Source organism: Extibacter sp. GGCC_0201 (assembly GCF_017566055.1).
Taxonomy (GTDB): Bacteria; Bacillota; Clostridia; order Lachnospirales; family Lachnospiraceae; genus Extibacter.
In genome coordinates this window covers 36,252-58,798 of the sequence record NZ_JABFCH010000024.1, presented here as the reverse complement: position 1 = coordinate 58,798, position 22,547 = coordinate 36,252, and the positions used below count along the sequence as shown (strand labels likewise).

The following is a 22,547-nucleotide window of genomic DNA, read 5'->3' as shown; positions in this document are numbered from 1 at the left end:
TATAGAAAGGGTGAGGAAATGATATTCCCAATGAATACACCGATGTTTGATCTTCTTGTCCTCGCAGTGGTAGACAAGGAAGATTCCTACGGTTACCAGATAAGCCAGGTAATCAAGCAGGTATCGAACACGAAAGATTCTACACTGTATCCGGTACTGCGAAGGCTGCAGGAACAGAATTACCTGACAGCATACGACCAGCCATATCAGGGGAGGAACCGGAAATATTACAGAATCACTGACGAAGGAAAACAGACTTTTGAAATGCTCAGCAAGGAATGGTCGCTGTACAAAGATGCGGTAGACCAGGTTGTAAAGGGAGGTATGGACATTGAATAGGGCAGATTATATGAAAAGCCTGGAGCATGGACTCAGACGGCTTCCGAAAGAAGACTATGACCGTGCTATCAGCTATTTTGAAGAATATTTTGAAGACGCAGGAGCCGAAAATGAGAATCAGGCAATCGAAGACTTAGGGTCACCTGCACTCGCAGCCGACCAGATTATCCGCGATTTTGCGGTAGAAAACGCACAGAAACCTACGAAGAATGTGAAGAGAAGCTTCTCTGCCGTATGGGTTGGCATCCTGGCCATATTTGCGGCGCCGATAGGCCTGCCGCTTGCGTTTGCCGCCGCAGCGCTCGGTCTTGCCTTTGTTCTGGTCATCGTATCGCTTATATTTGCCGTGTTCTGTGCAGCACTGGCATTTGCGGCATCCTCGGTACCTGCCATAGTAATCGGCATCTGGTTCCTGTTCACCTCGCCCGCAAACGGAATCGCGACGATAGGAGCCGGCCTGATCGGCGCAGGAATAGGTATCTGGGTCATCATAGGCTGCATAGCGCTCTGCAGATGGTTCTTGAACACTATGACGAAATTATTCGGAAAGATTGCCAAGGGGGGGAACAGACATGAAAAATAAGAAGAAAATATGGTTGATCTCTTTTATTTGTTTCGGAGCGGGAATCGTTATACTGATTCTCGGAATACTCCTGGGGGGACGCCCGGGATTCTACGTCGACGGTGACGGGATACACTCCGGTACAGATGATGCAGAGCAGAAAAGCTATGTCCGCGGCGAAAACAAGCTTGAGGAATTTACAAGCATTGACATAGACCTGGACTATGCAGACCTCCAGATTATCCCGTCAGATACATTTCGAATCGAATACTGCCTGGTGGGTCCGAAAAAGCCTGTATGTACGGTAAAGGAAGGGCATCTGACAGTAAGAGAGGCGGAGTATAGGCGTTTTTTTAACTTTACCTTTATGATACCTCAGACCGGTGACTTTACAGATAACTATGTAAAGCTCTATATACCGGAAAATACCGTATTCAATACTGTTCATTTACAGACGGAAGACGGGAATATCAATCTGCCGGCCATAAAAGCCGACACTTTGGATATCAGGTCGGAGTATGGGGATGTCACGTTGAAAGATTTCGAGGGGACGACGTTCTCTGCCTCTCTTGACGACGGCTATTTTTCAAGTCAGAAAATCAAGACCGAACGGATAGAGATGACGAATGAATATGGTGACATCTCACTGAAAGAATTAGAAAGCGATACTCTTGACGCTGGGCTCAATGACGGTGACTTTACAGTGGAACGTCTCATTACCGGAAGTGCGGAGATTGAGAACGAATACGGTGACGTGCATCTTGGACTGTCCGCCTCTGTCAAGGATTATTCTTTAGACCTTGTCACAGAATATGGCAATATACAAATACCGGAATATGATGTCATATCCGGTGATGACGGCAGCCAGTGCCGTGTGACAGGTACGTCCGGGAAGACGGTAAAGGTAAGCTGCGAAGATGGGGATATCCGTATCTTTGATGCGCGTTAATCTGGAAGTTTACGTGAGGCGGATACAAGCCGGATAGAGTAGAACAATGAGGAAGAGCCGGAATCAGGCCAGAGATGTTATGTGAGGTAACATCGCTTTGCCTGATTCCGGCTCTTCTTGCTTACATGACCGTCCTCACCGAGGTTATGCTATCTGCTCTAATACTTCTTCTGCAATATTCCTTGCATGGTCTGAGATACGTTCCAGACAGACAAGTGTATCCAGGAACACGATACCTGCCTCCGTATTGCACTGGTTATTTGTCAGACGCTTGATATGCTTGCTGCGAAGTGCAATCTCCAGATCGTCAGCCTTTGTCTCTTTTTCAATCACCTTCAGCGCCATCTCCCTGCTGCCTTCATTGAAAGCTCTGAGTGCATATTTGTAACTGTCGATACATACGTCGAGCATCTCTTCCAGCTGTTCTTTACCTACGTCAGAGAATGTCACCTTTTTCTCATACAACGTCTCCGCAAACTCGGAAATATTTTCACAGTAATCGCTGATCCGCTCTATGTCAGACACCATCTGAAGCAGATGTGCCACATCCTGGTGTTCCCGTTCGCTTATCTGCAGGGAGCTCAGCTTGATGGAATATGCCGTGATGCCTGCACTAAGCCTGTCCACCGTGGACTCTTCATCCTTCAGGAACTGGATGTCGTCGTGGCTCTTCGTAAATAAGACATTTCTCGCAACATCGAGAGAATCCTCTACAATCTGTCCCATACGTGCGACTTCCTTTACCGTTGACTGCAACGCCATAACCGGTGTCTCCAGAATACGGTCGTCCAACAGCACCCTGCTCTTGTCCTGCTCTGCTTCTTCCACCCGGCCGATTTTCTTTGCCAGCCTGATAATCCAGTTGGACATAGGGAACAGAAGTACCGTGGTTCCAATATTGAAGACCGTATGAACCAAGCTTATCTGCGTCTGTGTTATAACTCCGGTGCCCGCAAGCGGATTCAGCACTTCAAAGTACAAGATAGCAATCAGGCTGAATATTACCGTTCCGATAATGTTAAACAGAAGATGCATGAGCGCTGCCGTCTTGGCATTCTTTTTAGCCCCCATACTGGACAGCATGGCAGTCACACATGTTCCAATGTTCTGTCCCATGATAATATAGATTGCCGCGCTAAACGGCACGAGGCCCGCGGCGGCAAGACTCTGCAGTATACCGACGGACGCGGATGAACTCTGGATGATTGCCGTGACCAGTGCACCCGCAAGTATGCCGAGAAGCGGGCTGCCTCCCAATGTCACGAATATATTGCGAAATCCTTCGGAATCCTGAAGCGGCGCGACTGCCGAGGACATCGTCGTGATACCGATGAACAGAAGACCGAAACCTACGATAATACTTGCTATTTCCTTTGAAGAACGTCTCTTTCCGATAAGCATGATGACAACACCGAGCATGACTGCAATCGGGGCTACTTTTGACGGGCTTAGAAATTCCGCCCACTCTACAGATGAGACAAGCCAGCCGGTCACTGTCGTCCCGACATTGGCACCCATGATGACCCCCATCGCCTGAGACAGGTTCATGATGCCGGCATTTACAAAGCCTACGACCATGACTGTCGTGGCTGATGAGCTCTGTATTACTGCCGTGATTGCCGCGCCGAGAAGCACCCCCATGAGCTTATTCTTCGTCAGCACTTCCAGCAGTGATTTCATCTTATTGCCTGCCGCGTTTTCCAGTCCCTGCGCCATAATCTGCATGCCGTAGATGAACATGCCGAGACCACCGACAAAGGGGATTATAATATTTACGTAGTCCATTGATTTCCTCCTAATGTACTCATATCCTTCAAAACCATCATTTTTACAATACCATTATCATAAGGAGAAAACAACAAGATTTTTTATTTTTTCATTTTAGGTTCAAATATCAAAGATGCCAGATATCCAAAGATGAGAGCCGCAGAGATTCCCACTGCACTGGCCTTGAATCCTCCCATGAAGATACCGATGAATCCGTGGCTGTCTACCGCCTCTTTAACGCCTTTCCACAACACATTGCCGAACCCTAATAGTGGTACACTTGCACCGGCACCGGCAAACTTAAGAAATGGCTCATATATCTGAAGCGCCCCGAGCACCGCTCCCGAACATACGAGCAGTACCATGACGCGGCCCGGCATCAGCTTCGTCCTGTCCAGCAGAATCTGTACAAGAGCACAGATCAGTCCCCCAATCCAGAATGCATTAACATAATCCATATCCTACCTCCTTGTAAATTGGGGACGGGGTATTTTTAGAAAAACTCCGTCCCAAATTAAATTTTCCCTGTCCCTTTTTCGTTTTGCCGTGTCCCTTCTCAGCAGTGTTCGAGCACTATGCCGTGTGCAATACCCGGCACGCTTTCTCCTTCGTTGAAGCTGACGGTGGACATGAGGGCGCCCGTCGGCACGAAAAGTATCCGTTTCCACTCTCCCCGCTCTAGCTTCGGCAGTATATAGGAGGAAAGTGTTACGGCCGCACACCCGCAGCCGCTCCCTCCGGCATGGGTGTCCTGTGTCTTCTGGTCATAGATCGTCATTCCGCAGTCCATATGATTTTTCTTTATATCAACGTTTTTTCCCCTCATCAGATCGAACAGGATGCTTTGTCCGACATATCCCAGATCGCCTGTCACGATACGGTTGTAGTCATCTGGCGTACGGCCGAAATCTTCCAGATTCCTCAATATCGTGTCGCAGGCAGCAGGTGCCATGCATGCTCCCATGTTCTGTGAATCTTTAAGTCCGTAATCTACAATCTTACCGACGGTGATACCTGTCACACGTACATGGCTGCGCTTCGTTCCGACCACGAATGCTCCGCTGCCCGTTACAGTCCAGTGTGCGGAGAGCGGCCTCTGATTCGCATATCCGAGCGGAAAACGGAATTCTTTTTCTGCACTTCCAAAATGGCTGGATGTAACTGCCAGCATGTTATCGCCATATCCCGCGGCTACGCTCATGGATGCCAGCGCGATAGCTTCTCCCGATGTAGAGCAGGCACCGTAAAGGCCGAACATCGGTATGCTCAGCTCCTCGACGCCCATCGAAGTGGCTACCCCCTGCCTTAGTAGATCCCCGCCGAACAGGTATCTTATATCCCGTGCGTCCATATGTGCTTTGCCAAGGGCAAGTACGCACGCCTCTTTCTGCATGGTACTCTCTGCCGCCTCCCACGTCTCTTCGCCGAATAGGTCATTTTCTTCCACCATGTCGAACATGCTTCCGAGCGGCCCTTCTCCTTCTTTTTTTCCAACAACGGATGCGCTGCCGACTATATAAGGTGAGTTTTCAAACGCAATGCTTTGTAATCCCTGAATCATTCTTGTTTCCCTTCCTATCTTACTATTCCTTAATAACATAAAAGAACCGATAGGATTACCTATCGATTCTTATGCTTTCCATTTTCACTTGATTGCATACATCCTTTTCCGGTTTTTGCAAAAACACCATAAGCTCATGGGCCAGTATTGGAAATGCTGCCAGCATCGTCAGCCGGATCCATTCATGAAGTTCGAGATGGACCGTGCCGAAAGCCTGGATGAGTACCGGAATCTCCGTCACAGATATCTGAAGTACGAATCCAAGTATAAAGGCTACAATCATCCATTTATTTTCCAGATGGTTCATGCGGAACACCGACCTGTGGATATCCCGCATCCCAACCGCATGGAACAGCTGCGACATCCCCAATACTGTAAATGCGTATGTCTGGGCTCTCATGAGTATCTCTTCGCTCTGGAGTGCAAGCGCGATATTGGAAATCGAAAACGGGGCGCCTTTGCTCATGAGCAGTTCATAAGGAACCGTAAAAAATGCAGTCAGGCTGATTCCCGCAATGAGCAGTCCATAGAAACATGTACATGCCAGGCCCCCTCTCGCGAACAGGCTTTCCTTGGCTTTTCTCGGAGGCTCTTCCATCAGGCTGTCCCCGTCGTTTTCATCCACGCCAAGCGCCAGCGCCGGCAAGGAGTCTGTAATCAGGTTGATCCAGAGGATGTGGCTTGATTTCAGCGGCGACGCGATGTCACAGAGCACAGCGAGAAACATCGTCATAATCTCGCCGAGGTTGGAGGACAGGAGAAATATTACCGTCTTTCGGATGTTCTCGTACACTCCTCTGCCTTCTTCAATGGCTTTCTCTATCGTTGCAAAATTATCGTCTGTCAATATGATGTCCGATGCCTGCCTGGCCACATCGGTCCCTGTCATTCCCATCGCGATTCCCACATCTGCTGATTTGAGGGAAGGGGCATCATTTACACCGTCGCCCGTCATCGCAACGATATTTCCCCTTGTCTTAAATCCTTTTACAATACGTACCTTATGTTCCGGGGATACCCGGGCAAATACACGTACGTCGTCCAGCTTCTTCAAAAACTTATCCTCCGGCAGGTTCTGCACTTCTTCTCCTGTCATGCACTGTTCCTGGCGTTCTACTATGCCAAGCTGCCGGGCTATTGCAAATGCAGTGTCTACATGGTCTCCTGTTATCATTACCGTCGTAACTCCTGCCTGCTTGAATCTGGCCACCGCACCTTTTGCCTCCGGCCTGGCCGGGTCTCTCATCCCCACCATTCCAATAAAAGTCAATTCCCGTTCCACCGGTGCCGTACCACCAACGCGCATAGCCACTGCCAGCGTTCTCAGCGCCTGCGAAGACATTTTCTCGATTGCTTCTTGAATCTGGCGGCGGTGCGTTTCCGTCATGGCCGTAACATTGCCTCGTATCAGTATGCGGCTGCATCTTTTGAGTACCACGTCCGGAGCGCCTTTTGTATACGTCACGTTAGAAGAGCCGTTCTTGTGCATGGTGGACATCATCTTGCGCCCGGAGTCAAAGGGCAGCTCCTTTTTCCTCGGCATCTCCTTCTCCAGCGCTTCCCTTCGGATGCCATACTGTTCCGCAAGATTCAAAAGGGCCAGTTCTGTCGGGTCGCCGATGCTGTTTCCATCCTTCTGGACTGCGTCGTTACACAACGTCATTCCCTGTAGCAGCTCCTTATGTTCCCTTACGTTTAGCTCCTTCTTGTCTAAGATTCTCTGATTGATATAGCAGCCTTCCACTGTCATCTTATTCTGTGTCAGCGTCCCCGTCTTGTCAGAGCAGACAACGCTTACTGCTCCGAGCGTTTCTACAGAAGGGAGCCTCCTGACTATCGTATGTACCTTTACCATCCGCGTCACGCTTAGTGCCAGACAGATTGTAACGACGGCCGGAAGCCCTTCCGGTACCGCGGCCACTGCAAGTGATATGGCTGTGATAAGCATCTCTGCCATGTTACGGTGCTGTAGTACCGCAATCACAAATAAGGCGGCGCACAGTCCAAGCGACAGTATGCTCAGCATCTTTCCAAGTTCTCCCAGGCGCTTCTGCAGCGGTGTTATCTCCTCCTGGCTGTCATTGATCAGTGCCGCTATCTTCCCGATTTCTGTATGCATCCCTGTGGCTGTCACTATCCCAATCCCACGCCCGTTTGTCACAATGGTGGACATATATGCCATGTTTCTGCGGTCTCCAAGTGGAACGGACGACGCTTTGTATCCTTGTCCCTTCCCTTTTCCGGCAATAAAGTCTACATTTTTTTCAATCGGCAGCGATTCTCCGGTCAGCGCAGATTCTTCTATCTTTAGATTATTTGCCTTGACAAGCCTCATATCGGCAGGTACCTGGCAGCCGGCGTCCAGACATACGATGTCTCCTGGCACGAGCGAAGACGCCTGTACCTCCTGCTCTTTTCCTTCACGGATTACGATTGCCCTTGGGCTTGTCAGCTTCTTCAGGGAATCTAGCGCTTTTTGCGCCTTTCCTTCTTGGATGATACCGACAAACGCGTTCATCAGCACTACGACGATTATAATGATGGCATCGCTGACTTCCTGTAACAGTATAGAAACCGCCGCCGCGGCAAGCAGGACATATATGAGCGGGTCATTAAGCTGCTCGAAGAACGACTCAATCTTCGTCTTCTTTCTGGCAGACTTGAGCTCATTTGTACCATTGTCCTGCAGGCGCTGCGCTGCTTCCGCATAGGAAAGGCCATGCTCTGAATTAGTTCTCAGCTCTTCGCATGTCTCCCTGACTGTCTTGTTTTCAAACATAATATTCCCTCTCCTTATCCGCATTAACCCCTTAAAATGGAATTCAACAGGCCTGTACTTCCTGTCCTAGTACAACCTTATGCGGTAAGAATCGGGAATATGTTGTCTATTGAAAAAATCTATTTGATGATGTCCGCAAGTTTTAAAATCCAATATCCAAACCCGATGGCCCAGCTCGTGAAAATACCATACAGAATAACCGGACCTGCAATCGTGAAAATCTTACAGCCAATACCCATGACCTGGCCTTCCTTCTTGTATTCTATGGCAGGCGCTGCCACAGAGTTAGCGAAACCGGTAATTGGCACAAGCGCGCCGGCTCCGCCCCATTTGGCGATGCTCGGGTATACATTAATCCCGGTCAGCAGTACGCTGAGCAGGATAAGAATGAGAGACGTCCATCCCGCACTCGTGTCCTTATCAAGCCCCACCTTCTCACAATAATTCAAAATTGCCTGTCCTATGACACAGATGATGCCTCCGATAACGAAAGCCTTCGCCATATTTGCCGGAAGATTGTGTACCGGCGTTTTCTGTTTAACATAATTTTCATAAGCCTGCTGCTGTTTTTGCTTATCCACAATTATACCTCCTTTTGGGGATAACTCGGGCGGGTGAGGTTGGGGACGGAGGTTTTTTAAAAAACCTCCGTCCCCAACCTCACTTTCCCCTGTCCCCGATTGATTTTGCCGTGTCTCTTTTTACCAACGGTTGAAAAAGAATATCAGTGAGCCGATTCCTTTGCCCAATGCCATCCCGGCGATTAGATAAGGGATGTATCTCAATAGCTTTACCCGCCGGATAAAAATTGGAAATACGTTTAAGATTTCTGCCAGCGCCATGGACCAGCAGCCAACAAATATGCCTGCAAACAGCCCGAATATCGGCAGCAGGAAGCCGCCGTGCGGTATGTCAATCCTGTAGATAAAGAATATATTGCCAAGCATGCCGCCAAGTGCGACGCAGTCCTCATACAATAAGATGTGTTCTCCGGTGTGCGTACGGTCTGCAAAATCGGATACGACTCCAAGTCCGATGATAAAGGAAAACAGACCGCCGGCAACAACTACTCCGGCGCTAAGTCCGATGAGTGCCAGAAGGATTTGTGCTGCCCACATCCTGCTCTTTGCCCTTTCTGGAATAAGTTTCTATCAATGTCGTCTGGATATCATTTTCATAAAGACGCATCTCAACTTCCATTGGAGTCGGATCTACGGTGAATTTTTTCTTTCCAAAGTGATTAAAGAATATGAGAATACCTATAATCAGCCCGATACAATACGTAAGCTCCAGAATCGTAAAGCCACTAGACTTCTGCCCTGTCACAAGCTTATATATCTGAGAGAACAGCTTGACCGTATCAACGTCATTGTTAAAGGCCATAATAGAAAATGCAGCACCTATGAACGTAATGACGATAACACTTGCTGCTTTCAGGGCATGTACAAGTCCACCGGCCGTCTGCTGCTGTTCGTATGTTACGATAAAATCTTGCTCCCCCAGGTTCTGTATATCCATGTTGGGGAACTGCTCGTGGATAATTTCTATCACTTTTAAGATAGATACTGCAACTCTGTTCTGGCTTTTCTTATCTGTGTGATGAAACTTTAGAAGCTTCAGTGTATTCAGCTTCGGAACGACCGACGGATTGGAGCATTCCATCGTAAGCACGTCCCCTAACGTCACATCGGGCTTGGTGACCTCTACGTTCCTGTCCGCTTTTATATATACTGTCTCGCTGTTTGCCGCCATGCCTACACCCTGCTTTCCGTTTCAGTCATGATTAATGTCCCCTCGCTGATGTCGCTTTTGCTTCTTACATCATTAAAGTAGTAGATACAGCCGATTATCACGGCCGCCGCCACAACACAAATTAAGCATACCCGGAGTTTTTTCCTGGCCTCATCCATACTGACACCCTCCTTATACTTCTTTTGTGGGTTAGTATGGATATATTTCGGGAAAATATACACGGGTATGCTTTTTATATTCTTTCGCGCAGACGTTTTAATATTTTCTTTTCCAGACGCGATACCTGAACCTGGGATATACCCAGCTCCTGACCTACCTGCGACTGCGTCTGGTTGGCAAAATACCGCAGATAGATAAGCTGTCGTTCATCTTTGTTCAGATATTCCAGCAGCTGCTGGAGCAGCATATGGTTCAGTATTTTCTCCTCTCCGCCTTCCTTTTCCGGCAGCTTGTCCATAAGGCGGATTTCCTGTCCTTCCTTTTGATATATCGGTTTATGCAGCGATTCGATATCACCGCTTGCATCCAGAGCCATCGTAAGCTCTTCCCTGTCGACCTCAAGGTATTCTGCTATCTCGGTGATGGTCGGTTCCCGTCCAAGTGCCTCCTGAAGCCTTTCCTGACAGAGATATGCTTTATAGGCAAGCTCCTTTAACGAACGGCTCACCTTGATCATACCGTCATCTCTCAGGAAACGTTTTATCTCTCCTGATATCATCGGAACAGCATAGGTCGAGAACTTCACTTCATACGACATGTCAAACTTGTCGATTGCTTTTAAAAGTCCGATATTCCCGACCTGGAACAGGTCTTCCGCCTCGGCGCCCCGGTTATAAAAACGTTTAACAATGCACCATACAAGTCCTGCATTTTCCTCCACTAACTGTGCTCTCGCTTTTTCATCCCCCTGGTGAGATTTTTGAATCAAAGCGATTGTGTGGTCCATACCTTACGTCCTTTACCAATAGTCTTTTCCATTTTTACGGTTGTTCCTTTTCCTGGTTCAGAATCAACTTCCAGATGGTCCATGAAAGCTTCCATGAACGAAAAGCCCATGCCAGAGCGGTCCAGTTCCGGCTTCGTCGTAAACAACGGCTCCATGGCCCTTTTTACATCCGGAATCCCTTTTCCCTTGTCCTCGATCTCCAGGTATAATGTCTTTTCCTCTGTCCTGCAGCGGATATAGATATTATGTATCTCGTTCTCATATCCATGGATAATCGCGTTGGTGACCGCCTCAGATACGGCAGTCTTGACATCCGAGACTTCTTCCACTGTTGGATTCAGCGAGGTCATAAAAGCTGCTACCGTCACCCTGGCGAACGACTCATTCGATGATCGGCTGTCGAATATTAACTGCATTTCATTCGTATTTTCCATCTACTTATCCTCCTCATATATCTTCATAATTTTTGTTGCTCCGGACATCGTCAATATTTTCTTCATTCTTTCATTGGTGTGGACTGCACACACCTCTCCTCCTAACATATAGATTCGCTTGTAGCGTCCCATAATCACGCCAATCCCCGAACTGTCGCAGAAAACCGTATCCTCAAAATCAAAGATTACATATCGGATATGGTTCTTTTCAATCAGATGGTCAGCCTCCCGCCTGATGCTCTCTGCATTGTGATGATCCAGTTCTGTCGGCAGGAATATGGTAAGACAATTCTCCTGCACTTCATACTTCATGTTACTCCTCCTCTTTTCTATGTTTTATATCGGGACAGGGCAAATTCAATTTGGGACAGGGCTTTTTTAATTGGGGACGGAGGAAATCTAAAAAACCTCCGTCCCCAACCCCTTCTTCGTTGTCACCAAAAAAGGACATGCAATCTAATTGCATATCCTTTATCTTCTGTAACCCTGTTTTATTCCTTATTCAGTTTGATCGTCTGTGCCGCCATCGTCTTTGCTATCCCCGCCGGCCTTCTGTTCATCCAGCGCGCTTTGCGCCTCGGATGCCGCCTCGGTGTTCGGATAGTTCTCGATGATCTTCTGATACTCGATATTCGCCTTGTCCTGGTCGCCTTTCTTTTCATAAGACCGGGCAAGCAGCAGCTTGGCGCCGCCGTCCGAATATCCCTCGTCCATCTGCATTACTTTTTCAAGGTTGCTGATGGCCGTATCATAGTTGGCAACTTCAAAATTATTCTTAGATGTAGAGTACAGGTCCTCGCACATCCTGGGATAGAGCTCCCCGGTTATCTCGTCAAAGCGTTCCCGCCCCACGGTTCCGAGGGACTCGGCATTTACTTTCAGAAGTTCCTCCAGCATGGCATCGTTGCTCATATCTTTCGCATTGTAATGCTTGGAGATATTCATGACGATCTCGTAGCTTTCCTGGGTAGAAGTAGCCGTTGCTTTGGCATTCTCCGTCTCCTCGCTCGTGGAACGGTAATCCTCCAGCTCTTTCTTCAACGCACTTATCTGTGCTTTCTGGGTTGCAATCTGGTCGCTGAACGCCACGGTCTGCTTGTTGAGCTTATCCTGCTTTGAAGCGTTAATCGCGGGCATAATCATAAACCACATGACCGCAACTCCGACAAGCACTCCGATTGCTATATTCACAATCGTATGCAGCCCTGTGTGTTCTTTATAGCTTGATGACACCGGCTGTATGATTGTTTCATTTCCAATATTATAAGTAACGGTCTGCTGCTGTTCCTCGGTATCCTTCTCCTTGATTCTGGCATTTTTAGATCTGCGTACCTGGTTCAGCTCATGCATATACCTGAGCGTGATGTCATCCGTCGTGTCCAGCTTGTGGGCTATCCTCAGGCACTGCCTCGCTTTGGAATACTGCTCCGTCTGTAGATATAATAGCGCAAGAAGCTGATATGCTTTCACAAATGTCGGATGGGCGGCGACGACCTTCTTAAGCTGTATGATTGCCAGGTCCTCACCGTTCTGACGGGCATAGCCAAGAGCCTGATTGAACTTCTTAATCGCCTGATTCAGCGTATCAAGCTCTCCTGGCGTCTCCTGAAGCTTCTGGATGTAATAGTTGGATATGTTTTCATGAGACTGGAAATTCTTGCTGAGGATCCACTCTACCAGAGCCTCGCCGATATCTCCCCTGCCGTAATACACAAGACCAAGAAGGTTTCTGGCTGCAATGTTCGCTCTATTGTATTGTAAACTGCGCCTCAAGGATGTTATCGCACCGGATAAATCCCGGATATTGGCTTTCTTAAGTCCATCGTTATACCAATAATTGGACTGGTATAAGAGTTTCATTGAATAATCCATATATCGTCGTAACCCTTCTTCTACTTCGTCTGCTCTATCATTTCCTTGAGTATATCCGTCATATCAGTCAGATCCTCCTGATAGACCGCATCTTCTATATCTTCCACTTCCACACTGGGCTGGAATTTCTTCAATTCTTCTTCAAAATCAAGCATGCTCTTCTCCTCCTGCCAACAGCTTCTTCACCATTCCCGCCAGATACAGAGAACCAAGACAGTAGATCTCTCCATCTCCTCTGATATCCCGGGCCGTGTCGAGGGCATCCCCCAACTCATTTTTCACAATGACTCTTTTATCTGTATATCGCTCAAATACCTGTCCCAGTTCCCGGGCCGGCAGTTTCCGCCTGTCATCAATCTCCGTGACAATATAAGCCGATGCCTCTAAGTTCCCGCACAGATAAGATATCATCTGTTCATAGCTCTTATCCGCCACTGTGGAAAATATGATTACAGGCCTTGCAGCTTTTCCTTCTTCCAGTATCCGCACGGTCTCTGTAAATGCCTCCACCGCGCCAGGATTGTGGGCTCCGTCAATCGTCACATGAGGGGCCGCTTCTTCCATCCTGCCCTGCCACTTTACCGCAGCCAATGCCTCTTGCCACCGGTCTTCGTGGACGTGTTCGTCTGCGAGAAGATAATCCGCAGCTTCCAGCGCAAGAACCGCATTCATGACCTGATAGACGCCACAGACAGGCATCTGCCACGTAACATCTTTATCATACGCATTCACCCTGCAAAAAGCAATAGATTTACGTCCAACTTCCAGGATTTCGTACGCATTTTTCGAGATTTCTCTACAGGGTGCATGCATCTCTTCTGCCTTCCTCCGAATCACTTCCGCCGCAGGGCGGCAGTTTCCGTCGAAGATCAGAGGCACCCCTGTCTTGATGATTCCTGCTTTTTCAGCAGCTATCTTCTCTATCGTATCTCCAAGTATGTCCGTGTGATCCAGACTGATAGATGTTATGACAGTCAGGCACGGATGTTCCGCAGAATTCGTCGCATCAAGCCTTCCGCCCAGCCCAGTCTCAAGTATGATGTACTCGACGTCTGCCGCAGCAAACGCCTTCATGCCCATGCCATAGAGAAATTCAAAATAGGACGGATGAGATATGCCATCCCTCCCCATCTCTTCAACTACTTCCATGACCTGGCAGAATATATCAAGAAATGTCTCATCATCCACCGGTATGTTATCAATCCGGATCCGTTCATTGATGGATATAAGATGAGGGGACGTAAAGAACCCTGTCCTTTTCCCCTCAGCCATCAGCAGCGCTTGTATATATGCACACACCGAACCTTTTCCGTTCGTCCCTGCCACATGGACAATCTTCCGGTCTTCACCCGGATGTCCAAGCCGCCTTAAGAACTCCCTCGTATGATCCAGCGTGTGCTTTTTCGTAAATTTGGGCAGCTCTTCAATATAGGCTGCAGCCTCATCATAATTCACTGCTCTCACCACTATTCTCCTGAATTATCAGTCTGCTTGGTCCACGATTTATCAGGGTCTGTCCCGGTACCTTCCTGCACCGTCAGAACACCATCCTGATATACGTATTCATTTGACGTCCGGAAGGTCGTATTGCTGGAGCCCATCTGGACGACCGTGATGACGTCTCCGTCTGACGGAGTAGTCTCCGGCAGATCAATCCGGGTATTATTCAGAAATGTACTCTTTTGCTTTTCCCCGTTAATAAATACCTTGCTGTGCTTTGTAAAGTTCTCCCCGTACAGGCTGCAGCCCTCCTCGAGATGCTTCACTACATTCGTGAGCGTGACGTCTTTGACTCCCATCTGCATATGGCCTTCCGTGATAGGCACGTTTCCATTATAAACGTATTGCTTGCCATACAGAATGTCATATTGCAGAAGCTCCAGATCCGACAGGTAGTTCTTTGTCTTCCTGCGTTCCTGGTGATAGTTGAATACGGTTCCGGAATGAATATCAAGGCGGTCAAATACATCCGCCATAATCTGATAGGACGGAATGTTGCGGTCTTCTTTCTCCAGTCCGATATTGTCCCAGATAACATAGTTCGTATTGTAGAGATAACGGCCTTTCAGGTCTTCCGCTTTCAGCCCCATCGTCGGAAGATGGTCACCGTAGAATACGACCACTGTCGGTTCCCCTCTCTCTTCGATGGCCTTTACGAGGTCCCCCGCAAACTGATCCATCTCATACACCTGGTTCACATAGTATTCCCATTTATTTTTCAGGCCTTCGTCTTCAATACCTTCCACCTTGATCTTCGGATTTTCAATTATCTGTTCTTCCGGATAATCCCCATGGCCCTGCACGCTGACACCAAACACAAAGTCCTGCTGTTCTGTCGTATCCATGGCATCCATAATGTGCTGGATGAGGATATCGTCTTTTGCCCATCCGTTCTCTGTCGTCTGCAGGATATTCATGAACTCTTTGCTTGTAAAACTGTCAAATCCGATATTGTTAAATACATTTGCCCTGCTGTAGAAATTTCCCCCGTTATTGTGCAGCGCATGAGACCCGTAACCGAGAGCGGCCAATGCAGTGGCGGCACTTTCGGCCGTCTGGTTCTTAAGCACCGTCTTATACGGATACTCGCCGGGGCCAAAATACCTGAGGTTCATGCCTGTCAGCACTTCAAATTCCGTATTCGCCGTACCTGCGCCCACGGACGGCACTTTAAAGTAGCCGGAGGAATAGTTCTTGTACATGGCATGTAGGTTCGGGCTGGCATCCTCGGATGTAGTAAAGAACTCTGCATCTGCCACGTCAAAATAGGATTCCAGCTGTATAAAGATGATATTCGGCAGCTCCTCTTGCGTACGGCCGGTCTCGTTTTTGGTAATTTCTCCATTATTGCTTATCTTTTCAATCGTCTTCTTATTGTAATCGTTCGGCTCATTGATGCCCGTATTGAACACGCTCGCCATAAAGCAGTATGGGAAACCATAATCTTCGTAAGCAAATGCTATATTTCCGAAATACGTCGATACGACTCTCTTTTCTACCGCAAGATTAGAGAAAAGCCCATATGCGGCAAAGCATACGATTATGCCAAGCAATGCCCATACATGATGGACCTTGCCTTCGAACTGCCCGCCGCGTTTCCACATGGACACGACCCAGATGACGACGGATGCGATACCGATGATCAGGACGACAAGCTCAAATCCGTTAAAATAATTGTTGATAAGACTCAGACCATCCTTTGCCACTTTCAGATCCTGCGCGTTAAATGGCGTGACCCGCTTAAGCAGCATATAGCCGTTGGCCACTCCAAGAACGAGCCAGAACACGCTGATTAAGATTCTGACAAATACTCTCCTCCTGAACAGGTACACGATAGAAAACGTTATGAATATCATAAATGCATTGTAGAAAAATACCATAGGCGTACCTGTCATATAATCCAATGCTTCAAACAGGGAATGCCTTGATATCGCTTCAATCACGAGGTTGAGGAAGCATGCAAGTATCACATGTAATAGAAGGGAGAAGCGGTTCATAAACTTATACACCGGCTTCATCTTCCTTGCAAAAGCGCTGTTGCGGCGCTGCTCGATAATCATGGCACGCCTTTCCTTTCTGGCCTTCCAGTAAGCTTTGGCGTCTTCCTTATTCATATTTTTCAATTTATGAAATGTACCCTTTATATCAGGTTTTTTTATCTGAATCTTCATATTATCCCCTTATGGCTGTCTGGCTTTCAATCCTTCCAGCCTTTCTTTTACCTGTTCTAACATCTGCTGATATTTTACAAGCTTATCTTTTTCCTCCTGGACCTTTGCCTCCGGAGCCTTGCTCATGAACTTCTCATTGTTCAGCATCCCTGTGGCACGTGCGATTTCTTTTGTAAGCCGTGCCTCTTCCTTTGTCAGACGTTCTGTTTCCTGTTCAAAATCTACAAGCTCATTGAGCGGAACATAGGCAATTGCATCCGGCACGACGACAGAGACCGCATCTTCCGCGATACCATCTTTGTTATGCTGAATGATAAAGTCGCTTGCACAGGACATTCTTATAATAGAATCCTTGAGCATGTCAAGGCCGCAGCACAGCTTTTCGTCCTCGCTCACAACGTAAATCTTCGTTTTCCTTGCCGCAGGCACATTCATCTCTGCGCGGATGTTTCGCACGCCGGAAATTATCGCTTTCAGATGCTCTGCCACGTCCTCTGCCTCCGGATAGTTCCTGTCTTCCCGGTACTTGGGCCATGTGGACCTCATCAGTGACTCCTCCTCAGGCACAAGCTTGCCATAAATCTCTTCTGATACGAAAGGCATAAACGGATGAAGAAGCTTAAGCGCATCTTTCAGCACAGTTTTCAATACCCACAGCGCAGCATTGGCTGACTCCGGCTCTTCCTGTGCACGGTAGATTCTCTGCTTCGCAATCTCAATATACCAGTCGCAGAATTCGTCCCAGATAAAATCATAAACCTTCTGAAGCGCAATACCAAGCTCAAACTTATCCATATTTTCCGTCATGTCGTGAATCAGCCTGTTACACTTGGATAAAATCCATCTGTCGCCGGGCAGAAGTTCAGACACTTCCGGCTCTTTTATCTCTTTGCCTTCGATGTTCATCAGAATAAAACGCGACGCATTCCATACCTTATTGGCAAAGTTACGGCTCGCTTCTACTCTTTCATTATAGAAACGCATATCGTTGCCCGGTGCATTTCCTGTCACCAGCGTCATGCGGAGCGCGTCTGCACCATATTGGTCGATAATCTCCAACGGGTCGATACCATTTCCAAGAGATTTGCTCATCTTACGTCCCATCGAATCTCTCACAAGTCCGTGGATGAATACGGTATGGAACGGCGATTTGCCGGTATGCGCATACCCGGAGAACACCATCCGGATAACCCAGAAGAAGATGATGTCATATCCTGTCACTAGCACGTCGGTAGGATAAAAGTAATCCAGGTCTTCATTCTTCTGCGGCCAGCCAAGTGTGGAAAATGGCCACAGCGCGGAACTGAACCACGTGTCAAGCGTATCCTCATCCTGTGTGAAATGTGCGCTTCCGCAGTGCGGACAACCTTCCGGCCTCTGCCTTGCCACAACAACTTCACCACAATCGTCACAGTAATAGGCCGGAATCCTGTGGCCCCACCAAATCTGGCGGGAGATGCACCAGTCACGTATATTTTCAAGCCAGTGCAGATAAATCTTGTCAAAACGTTCCGGAACAAATTTCAGCTCTCCCGTCTTGACTGCTTCAATGGCAGGTTTTGCCAGCTCTTCCATCCTTACGAACCACTGCTGCTTGATAAGCGGCTCTACTGTCGTATGGCAGCGGTCATGAGTGCCTACATTATGGGAATGGGGCACAACTTTGACGAGGTAGCCCTGTTCCTCAAGGTCCTTTACGATTCTCTTTCTGGCCTCATACCGTTCAAGGCCTGCATATCTTCCGCCATTTTCGTTGATGGCAGCGTCATCGTTCATGACATTGATTTCCGGAAGATTGTGGCGCTTGCCGACTTCAAAGTCGTTCGGGTCATGAGCCGGTGTAATCTTTACGGCGCCTGTACCAAACTCCTTGTCTACATAGTAATCTGCAACAATCGGAATCTCCCTGTCTACAAGCGGGAGCAATGCCGTCTTTCCAACGATGTCTTTATATCGCTCGTCATCCGGATGCACCGCAATCGCGGTATCTCCGAGCATCGTCTCCGGACGTGTGGTCGCTATTTCAAGGAATCTGTCTGTACCGACAATCGGATACTTCACATGCCAGAAGGAACCGTCTTGTTCCTCATGTTCAACCTCTGCATCCGAAAGGGAAGTCTTGCAGACCGGGCACCAGTTGATGATTCTGGAACCTTTGTAAATATATCCTTCTTCATACAGTTTGATGAATACTTCCTCTACTGCCTTGGAACAGCCTTCGTCCATAGTAAACCGTTCTCTGTCCCAGTCACATGACACACCGAGCTTCTTAAGCTGCCCTTCTATCGTCCCTGCATATTCATCCTTCCACTGCCACGTACGCTCTAAGAACTTTTCTCTTCCAAGCTCTTTCTTATCAATGCCCTCTCCTTTGAGCTGGTTCGTAACTTTAACCTCTGTGGAAATAGCGGCATGGTCCGTCCCCGGAATCCAGAGTGCATTATATCCCTGCATTCTTTTATAGCGGATAAGGATATCCTGCAATGTGTTATCAAGCGCATGTCCCATATGCAGTTTGCCGGTAATATTCGGTGGCGGCATCACTGTTGTAAATGGCTTCCTGCTTCTGTCCACTTCAGCATGAAAATATTTGTTTTCACACCATTTTTCATATAATTTCGGTTCAATCTCTTTCGGATTGTATGTTGTTTCCAGGTTCTGACTCATAGTTTCCTCCTCATACTCCTTTGTAAATGTTTCACACTCTTTTCACAATTCGGGGCAGGTAAAGGATGCCAGGAAGCACCCTGCCAAATAAAAAATCACCCCTTACCAGCATGTAAAGGGCGAATTGAAATCCGCGGTACCACCTTCATTGTACAGAAGAAACTGCTTCTATACATCTCATCATATTCGCTAACGGGAACGACTCCGGGATGGTCTACTTGCCCTTCAACCAACCGGCTCCAAAGCTACCTTCCGTCACTCCTACTTGAAACCATCTTCCAGCCCGTGGATGGTCCTCTCTTGCAAGGGTGGTGCCGTACTCTTCTTCTTCAACGCCTTTATCTTAATAAACTAATGAATATCATAGCCATCTAAGCCTGGTTTGTCAAGGTGTTTAGAGGATTTTCAGAATATCTTAAGGAGTTAAAAATATATGGTTTTCAACTTGTCAATCTTGTGTTATAATCATGCCATGGGGTATTGGCGCAGTTGGGAGCGCGCTTGAATGGCATTCAAGAGGCCACGGGTTCAAGTCCCGTATACTCCACTTCCGGCAAAAATCATTAAGAACCCGCAATCCTTTCAAAACAGAGGGATTGCGGGTTTTCTGTATGCAGAACTTCTATTCTGTATATGCCGTAAAATATGCAGTTATGCAACACGGCGCAACATGAAGTGCAATATAGAAAATGGCCTTGCCCGCCCGGCCGTCATTTTGTGCCAGCGGTGAAGGAAAAACTGTTTCCAGGCTCCCTATATGGTTAGACTATAGTTTTGCAAGAATTATCCGTGCATTTATGCTGTACTTGGAGGTAACTGCAAGGTGAAGCCAACCACAGTATGACCATCTGGAGGAGTGTAAGCTACATTTACATCAGCCTGTCCTATAATAGCGATTTCATAAGATCCTATATTTTTTGTTTCAAATCTTAGTTTGCTATTTAAAACCTCTCCCTGCCGGTTGTCCAGCGCATAGCCTTCTTCCATCGTCTCAAGGTTGTTCTCGATATTTACCGGGCCTGCCGGTCCCCGGTCTCTCTTGTCACCTTTCGGGCCCTGAATTCCCTGTAATCCTTGCGGTCCCGTCTTACCTGTCTCACCTTTTTCGCCTTTTGGTCCTTTAAATCCTGCAACGCCTGGGTCGCCTTTTGGACCTCTGGCCGGCACCTGCGTGTCAGATTCTCCTATGTGCCAGTTGCCATTTTCACCGATGTAGATTTCCGGTATAAAGCTTGTTGTCTCTTCCATATGTATGTCCTCCTTGTTATTTGGTAGCTATATCCTGTCAAAAACAATTGGAACAAGAAGGGACAATATGGTAATTTTTTTCTTTTTCTAACGGTAATCCAGATATAAAAGACCTTTCTACCACGTCTACCCCCGTCTCAGAGCATCCCCCATGACTTCAGAATATATAGCCAGCCGGTAAGGGAAAATGCGCTGAAAAACGTTGTCAGCATGATAACGCTTGATGACAATATTCCATCGTGTCCCATATTCTTTGCCATCACGAAGCAGCTTACCGTCGTTGCAGACCCAAGCATGACAAGTATTGCGACCAGCTTCTCCTCCCGGAAGCCCATCTGAATGGCCACCGGCAAAAATAAAGCGCAGAACCCCACCAATTTTAACACGGCGGCAGTAAGGGCCGGCCTGGCTTTTGCGAAGGCCCTGTGGACATCAAAAGAGGCCCCCATCGCCATCAGTCCCATGGGCGTTGCCATTCCCGAGATGCTTGTAACCGTTTTTTCTACGATATGAGGCATCGGAATCTTAAGTGCAGACCATAACAGACCTGCTGCAATACCGATGATGATTGGATTTGTAACAATCCCCCGCAGTGTCATCCTTACCACCTTGCTGCTCAGCTTCTCACGTCCCGGGCAAAAAACAGACAGCATAGCAACTGCCATAACATTATATAGCGGCACGCTTCCAATAATCATGAGCGGCGCCATCCCTGCCGTACCGTATATATTCTGAATAAACGCTATTCCCAGAAGTGCCGCACTGCTTCGATAGGATGACTGTATAAATTCTCCTTGAATCGTTCTATCCTTCCACAAAAATGAGACAGCTGCAGATATGGCTATGCTGGCGACAGTTGCCAGAAGACAAAACAGAACAAACCTCGTATCCCAGACCTGGCTGAAATCCACCGTAGCAAGGTCATGAAACACAAGTACCGGAAGTGGGACAAGAAATACAAACCGGTTCATTTTCTCTGCAAAAATGTCATCAATCCATCCGATATATTTGAGCAGCAGCCCCAGAAGCATCAATATAAAAATAGGAACTGTCGCATTTAAACTAAAAATCAAATTATCCATGGTACCTCCCTGACCAGGCTGGGGACACCCAGGATTTAGTTGGGGACGGAGGTTTTTTAATTTTCCTCCGTCCCCAACTACGTTTTGCCGTGTCCCTCTTTAGAGAAATAATTTTTTGTATATATTGTAATCTTCGTTTTTATACACATTTATCACCACTCGTTCCACATTGGATGTGGATAAGTATTTATCAATCACGTGGATAGCAGTTTCTGCTGCCAGCTTATTTGGAAAATGGAATTCTCCTGTCGAGATGCAGCAGAATGCGATAGATTTCAGATTGTGTCTTTCTGCCAGCTTCAGGCAGCTTTTGTAGCAAGACTTCAGCTGTTCTATCTGCTGATCTGTTACCTTTCCCCCAACTATCGGTCCTACCGTATGTATGACATGGCTGGCAGGCAGGTTATATCCGCCCGTCAGCTTTGCCTTTCCGGCTGGCTCTTCGTGTCCCTGCTCCTCTATTATCTGTGCACATTCGTTGCGCAGCTGTAGTCCTGCCGCTGAGTGGATAGCATTATCGATACATCCATGGCACGGGACGAAGCATCCCATCATCTGAGCGTTAGCCGCATTGACTATTGCATCTGCCCTGAGCCTGGTGATGTCACCTTGCCAGAGGATGATCCGGTCTGCATTTTTTATCTCAGTACATGGATATTCGTCTCCGATTACCGGTAGCTTCCTGACATCTACGACCCCTTTTTCTTCCAATTCCTCCTGCAGCAGTTCATCCTGTACTTTTATAACCTCTGGAGGTACCGGCCCTGGAAACCGGACGTTCATCAAGCTTCTTAGGAGCCTTCTCTTCTCCTGCATGTCAACAGGTTTTGGAATAGACGCATAGCCCGTATTTTCCGCGAGAAGCTGTTCAATTAAATACTCTATCTTGCCTTCTCTGTTCATAAGCCACCTCTTATC

At 47.7% G+C, this 22,547-nt stretch carries 22 protein-coding genes, 1 tRNA gene and 1 other annotated feature; of the genes, 4 read left to right on the top strand and 19 right to left on the bottom strand.

All coding sequences use genetic code 11. The features are described 5' to 3' along the window. The first annotated feature begins 18 nt into the window (after window positions 1-18). Genes HJV72_RS15100 through HJV72_RS15090 form a run of 3 tightly spaced genes read left to right on the top strand, consistent with a single transcriptional unit; the run spans window position 19 to window position 1,850 of the window. Entirely contained in the window at window positions 19-339 is a 321-nt protein-coding gene (locus HJV72_RS15100) for a PadR family transcriptional regulator (RefSeq protein WP_208072139.1), read from the top strand. Next, window positions 332-922: a DUF1700 domain-containing protein gene (locus tag HJV72_RS15095; RefSeq protein ID WP_243765661.1), complete on the top strand. Its 591-nt coding sequence runs from the start codon at window positions 332-334 to the stop codon at window positions 920-922. Before HJV72_RS15100 ends, HJV72_RS15095 begins: the two co-directional genes overlap by 8 nt. Further along, window positions 912-1,850, top strand: a complete 939-nt coding sequence (locus tag HJV72_RS15090) for a DUF4097 family beta strand repeat-containing protein (protein WP_208072137.1) — start codon at window positions 912-914, stop codon at window positions 1,848-1,850. Before HJV72_RS15095 ends, HJV72_RS15090 begins: the two co-directional genes overlap by 11 nt. A gap of 144 nt (window positions 1,851-1,994) precedes the next feature. On the opposite strand, the gene HJV72_RS15085 is transcribed toward HJV72_RS15090, so the two are convergent. From HJV72_RS15085 to HJV72_RS15015, 16 genes are all read right to left on the bottom strand, one after another. Continuing rightward, window positions 1,995-3,635 carry a Na/Pi cotransporter family protein gene (locus tag HJV72_RS15085; RefSeq protein WP_208072135.1) on the bottom strand — a complete coding sequence of 547 codons (1,641 nt, stop codon included), beginning with the start codon at window positions 3,633-3,635 and terminating at the stop codon, window positions 1,995-1,997. Window positions 3,636-3,718: 83 nt separating this feature from the next. Continuing rightward, a complete protein-coding gene (gene spoVAE, locus HJV72_RS15080; RefSeq protein ID WP_208072133.1) occupies window positions 3,719-4,075 on the bottom strand; it encodes a stage V sporulation protein AE in 357 nt (118 codons plus the stop codon). A gap of 98 nt (window positions 4,076-4,173) precedes the next feature. Then, window positions 4,174-5,178, bottom strand: coding sequence for a stage V sporulation protein AD (locus tag HJV72_RS15075; protein WP_066573257.1), 1,005 nt, complete (start codon window positions 5,176-5,178; stop codon window positions 4,174-4,176). A gap of 55 nt (window positions 5,179-5,233) precedes the next feature. After that, complete coding sequence (locus tag HJV72_RS15070; RefSeq protein WP_208072131.1) at window positions 5,234-7,957, bottom strand: cation-translocating P-type ATPase; 2,724 nt, start codon at window positions 7,955-7,957, stop codon at window positions 5,234-5,236. A gap of 119 nt (window positions 7,958-8,076) precedes the next feature. Continuing rightward, on the bottom strand, window positions 8,077-8,538 hold the full coding sequence (locus HJV72_RS15065) for a SpoVA/SpoVAEb family sporulation membrane protein (RefSeq protein WP_208072129.1): 462 nt from the start codon (window positions 8,536-8,538) through the stop codon (window positions 8,077-8,079). A 120-nt stretch (window positions 8,539-8,658) separates the two neighbouring features. Further along, window positions 8,659-9,075: a stage V sporulation protein AB gene (locus HJV72_RS15060; protein ID WP_208072127.1), complete on the bottom strand. Its 417-nt coding sequence runs from the start codon at window positions 9,073-9,075 to the stop codon at window positions 8,659-8,661. Continuing rightward, a complete protein-coding gene (locus tag HJV72_RS15055) occupies window positions 9,035-9,709 on the bottom strand; it encodes a stage V sporulation protein AA (protein ID WP_066573242.1) in 675 nt (224 codons plus the stop codon). Before HJV72_RS15055 ends, HJV72_RS15060 begins: the two co-directional genes overlap by 41 nt. A 2-nt stretch (window positions 9,710-9,711) precedes the next feature. Further along, the gene (locus HJV72_RS15050; RefSeq protein WP_181992926.1) at window positions 9,712-9,867 is read right to left on the bottom strand and encodes a hypothetical protein; all 156 of its coding nucleotides are present in this window, start codon (window positions 9,865-9,867) and stop codon (window positions 9,712-9,714) included. 74 nt (window positions 9,868-9,941) lie between these two features. After that, a complete protein-coding gene (locus HJV72_RS15045; protein WP_208072125.1) occupies window positions 9,942-10,655 on the bottom strand; it encodes a SigF/SigG family RNA polymerase sporulation sigma factor in 714 nt (237 codons plus the stop codon). Continuing rightward, window positions 10,634-11,089, bottom strand: coding sequence for an anti-sigma F factor (gene spoIIAB, locus HJV72_RS15040; protein WP_208072123.1), 456 nt, complete (start codon window positions 11,087-11,089; stop codon window positions 10,634-10,636). Before spoIIAB ends, HJV72_RS15045 begins: the two co-directional genes overlap by 22 nt. After that, on the bottom strand, window positions 11,090-11,401 hold the full coding sequence (locus tag HJV72_RS15035; RefSeq protein ID WP_066573237.1) for an STAS domain-containing protein: 312 nt from the start codon (window positions 11,399-11,401) through the stop codon (window positions 11,090-11,092). Window positions 11,402-11,587: 186 nt separating this feature from the next. Then, window positions 11,588-12,961 carry a tetratricopeptide repeat protein gene (locus tag HJV72_RS15030; RefSeq protein WP_208072121.1) on the bottom strand — a complete coding sequence of 458 codons (1,374 nt, stop codon included), beginning with the start codon at window positions 12,959-12,961 and terminating at the stop codon, window positions 11,588-11,590. Window positions 12,962-12,981: 20 nt separating this feature from the next. After that, window positions 12,982-13,116 (bottom strand): hypothetical protein, encoded by a 135-nt coding sequence (locus tag HJV72_RS20005; protein ID WP_006442847.1) that lies wholly within the window; start codon window positions 13,114-13,116, stop codon window positions 12,982-12,984. Further along, on the bottom strand, window positions 13,109-14,416 hold the full coding sequence (locus HJV72_RS15025) for a bifunctional folylpolyglutamate synthase/dihydrofolate synthase (RefSeq protein WP_208072157.1): 1,308 nt from the start codon (window positions 14,414-14,416) through the stop codon (window positions 13,109-13,111). Before HJV72_RS15025 ends, HJV72_RS20005 begins: the two co-directional genes overlap by 8 nt. An 11-nt stretch (window positions 14,417-14,427) precedes the next feature. Next, window positions 14,428-16,632, bottom strand: coding sequence for an LTA synthase family protein (locus HJV72_RS15020; protein WP_208072119.1), 2,205 nt, complete (start codon window positions 16,630-16,632; stop codon window positions 14,428-14,430). A gap of 9 nt (window positions 16,633-16,641) precedes the next feature. Beyond that, on the bottom strand, window positions 16,642-19,299 hold the full coding sequence (locus HJV72_RS15015) for a valine--tRNA ligase (protein WP_208072117.1): 2,658 nt from the start codon (window positions 19,297-19,299) through the stop codon (window positions 16,642-16,644). Between the two features lie 112 nt (window positions 19,300-19,411). After that, window positions 19,412-19,641 (bottom strand) — a binding site (T-box leader). 132 nt (window positions 19,642-19,773) lie between these two features. On the opposite strand from HJV72_RS15015, the gene HJV72_RS15010 reads away from it, so the two are divergent. Continuing rightward, window positions 19,774-19,846 (top strand) — tRNA-Ala (locus HJV72_RS15010). 248 nt (window positions 19,847-20,094) lie between these two features. Here HJV72_RS15010 and HJV72_RS15005 read toward each other — a convergent pair. The 3 genes from HJV72_RS15005 to HJV72_RS14995 form a co-directional block, all read right to left on the bottom strand. After that, entirely contained in the window at window positions 20,095-20,547 is a 453-nt protein-coding gene (locus tag HJV72_RS15005; RefSeq protein WP_208072115.1) for a collagen-like protein, read from the bottom strand. A gap of 137 nt (window positions 20,548-20,684) precedes the next feature. Further along, on the bottom strand, window positions 20,685-21,629 hold the full coding sequence (locus HJV72_RS15000; RefSeq protein ID WP_208072113.1) for an AEC family transporter: 945 nt from the start codon (window positions 21,627-21,629) through the stop codon (window positions 20,685-20,687). Between the two features lie 99 nt (window positions 21,630-21,728). Next, window positions 21,729-22,532, bottom strand: coding sequence for a protein-ADP-ribose hydrolase (locus HJV72_RS14995; RefSeq protein WP_208072111.1), 804 nt, complete (start codon window positions 22,530-22,532; stop codon window positions 21,729-21,731). Window positions 22,533-22,547 lie beyond the last annotated feature (15 nt).

What these genes read in the sequence shown, in the direction of transcription:
- HJV72_RS20005 (WP_006442847.1), bottom strand. Translation starts at nt 13,116, where the DNA reads ATGCTTGATTTTGAAGAAGAATTGAAGAAATTCCAGCCCAGTGTGGAA.
- HJV72_RS15005 (WP_208072115.1), bottom strand. Translation starts at nt 20,547, where the DNA reads ATGGAAGAGACAACAAGCTTTATACCGGAAATCTACATCGGTGAAAAT.
- HJV72_RS15020 (WP_208072119.1), bottom strand. Translation starts at nt 16,632, where the DNA reads ATGAAGATTCAGATAAAAAAACCTGATATAAAGGGTACATTTCATAAA.
- spoIIAB (WP_208072123.1), bottom strand. Translation starts at nt 11,089, where the DNA reads ATGGAAAATACGAATGAAATGCAGTTAATATTCGACAGCCGATCATCG.
- HJV72_RS15100 (WP_208072139.1), top strand. Translation starts at nt 19, where the DNA reads ATGATATTCCCAATGAATACACCGATGTTTGATCTTCTTGTCCTCGCA.
- HJV72_RS15030 (WP_208072121.1), bottom strand. Translation starts at nt 12,961, where the DNA reads ATGGATTATTCAATGAAACTCTTATACCAGTCCAATTATTGGTATAAC.
- HJV72_RS15070 (WP_208072131.1), bottom strand. Translation starts at nt 7,957, where the DNA reads ATGTTTGAAAACAAGACAGTCAGGGAGACATGCGAAGAGCTGAGAACT.
- HJV72_RS15035 (WP_066573237.1), bottom strand. Translation starts at nt 11,401, where the DNA reads ATGAAGTATGAAGTGCAGGAGAATTGTCTTACCATATTCCTGCCGACA.
- HJV72_RS15015 (WP_208072117.1), bottom strand. Translation starts at nt 19,299, where the DNA reads ATGAGTCAGAACCTGGAAACAACATACAATCCGAAAGAGATTGAACCG.
- HJV72_RS15045 (WP_208072125.1), bottom strand. Translation starts at nt 10,655, where the DNA reads ATGGACCACACAATCGCTTTGATTCAAAAATCTCACCAGGGGGATGAA.
- HJV72_RS15090 (WP_208072137.1), top strand. Translation starts at nt 912, where the DNA reads ATGAAAAATAAGAAGAAAATATGGTTGATCTCTTTTATTTGTTTCGGA.
- HJV72_RS15000 (WP_208072113.1), bottom strand. Translation starts at nt 21,629, where the DNA reads ATGGATAATTTGATTTTTAGTTTAAATGCGACAGTTCCTATTTTTATA.
- HJV72_RS15075 (WP_066573257.1), bottom strand. Translation starts at nt 5,178, where the DNA reads ATGATTCAGGGATTACAAAGCATTGCGTTTGAAAACTCACCTTATATA.
- HJV72_RS14995 (WP_208072111.1), bottom strand. Translation starts at nt 22,532, where the DNA reads ATGAACAGAGAAGGCAAGATAGAGTATTTAATTGAACAGCTTCTCGCG.
- HJV72_RS15085 (WP_208072135.1), bottom strand. Translation starts at nt 3,635, where the DNA reads ATGGACTACGTAAATATTATAATCCCCTTTGTCGGTGGTCTCGGCATG.
- HJV72_RS15060 (WP_208072127.1), bottom strand. Translation starts at nt 9,075, where the DNA reads ATGTGGGCAGCACAAATCCTTCTGGCACTCATCGGACTTAGCGCCGGA.
- HJV72_RS15050 (WP_181992926.1), bottom strand. Translation starts at nt 9,867, where the DNA reads ATGGATGAGGCCAGGAAAAAACTCCGGGTATGCTTAATTTGTGTTGTG.
- HJV72_RS15055 (WP_066573242.1), bottom strand. Translation starts at nt 9,709, where the DNA reads ATGGCGGCAAACAGCGAGACAGTATATATAAAAGCGGACAGGAACGTA.
- spoVAE (WP_208072133.1), bottom strand. Translation starts at nt 4,075, where the DNA reads ATGGATTATGTTAATGCATTCTGGATTGGGGGACTGATCTGTGCTCTT.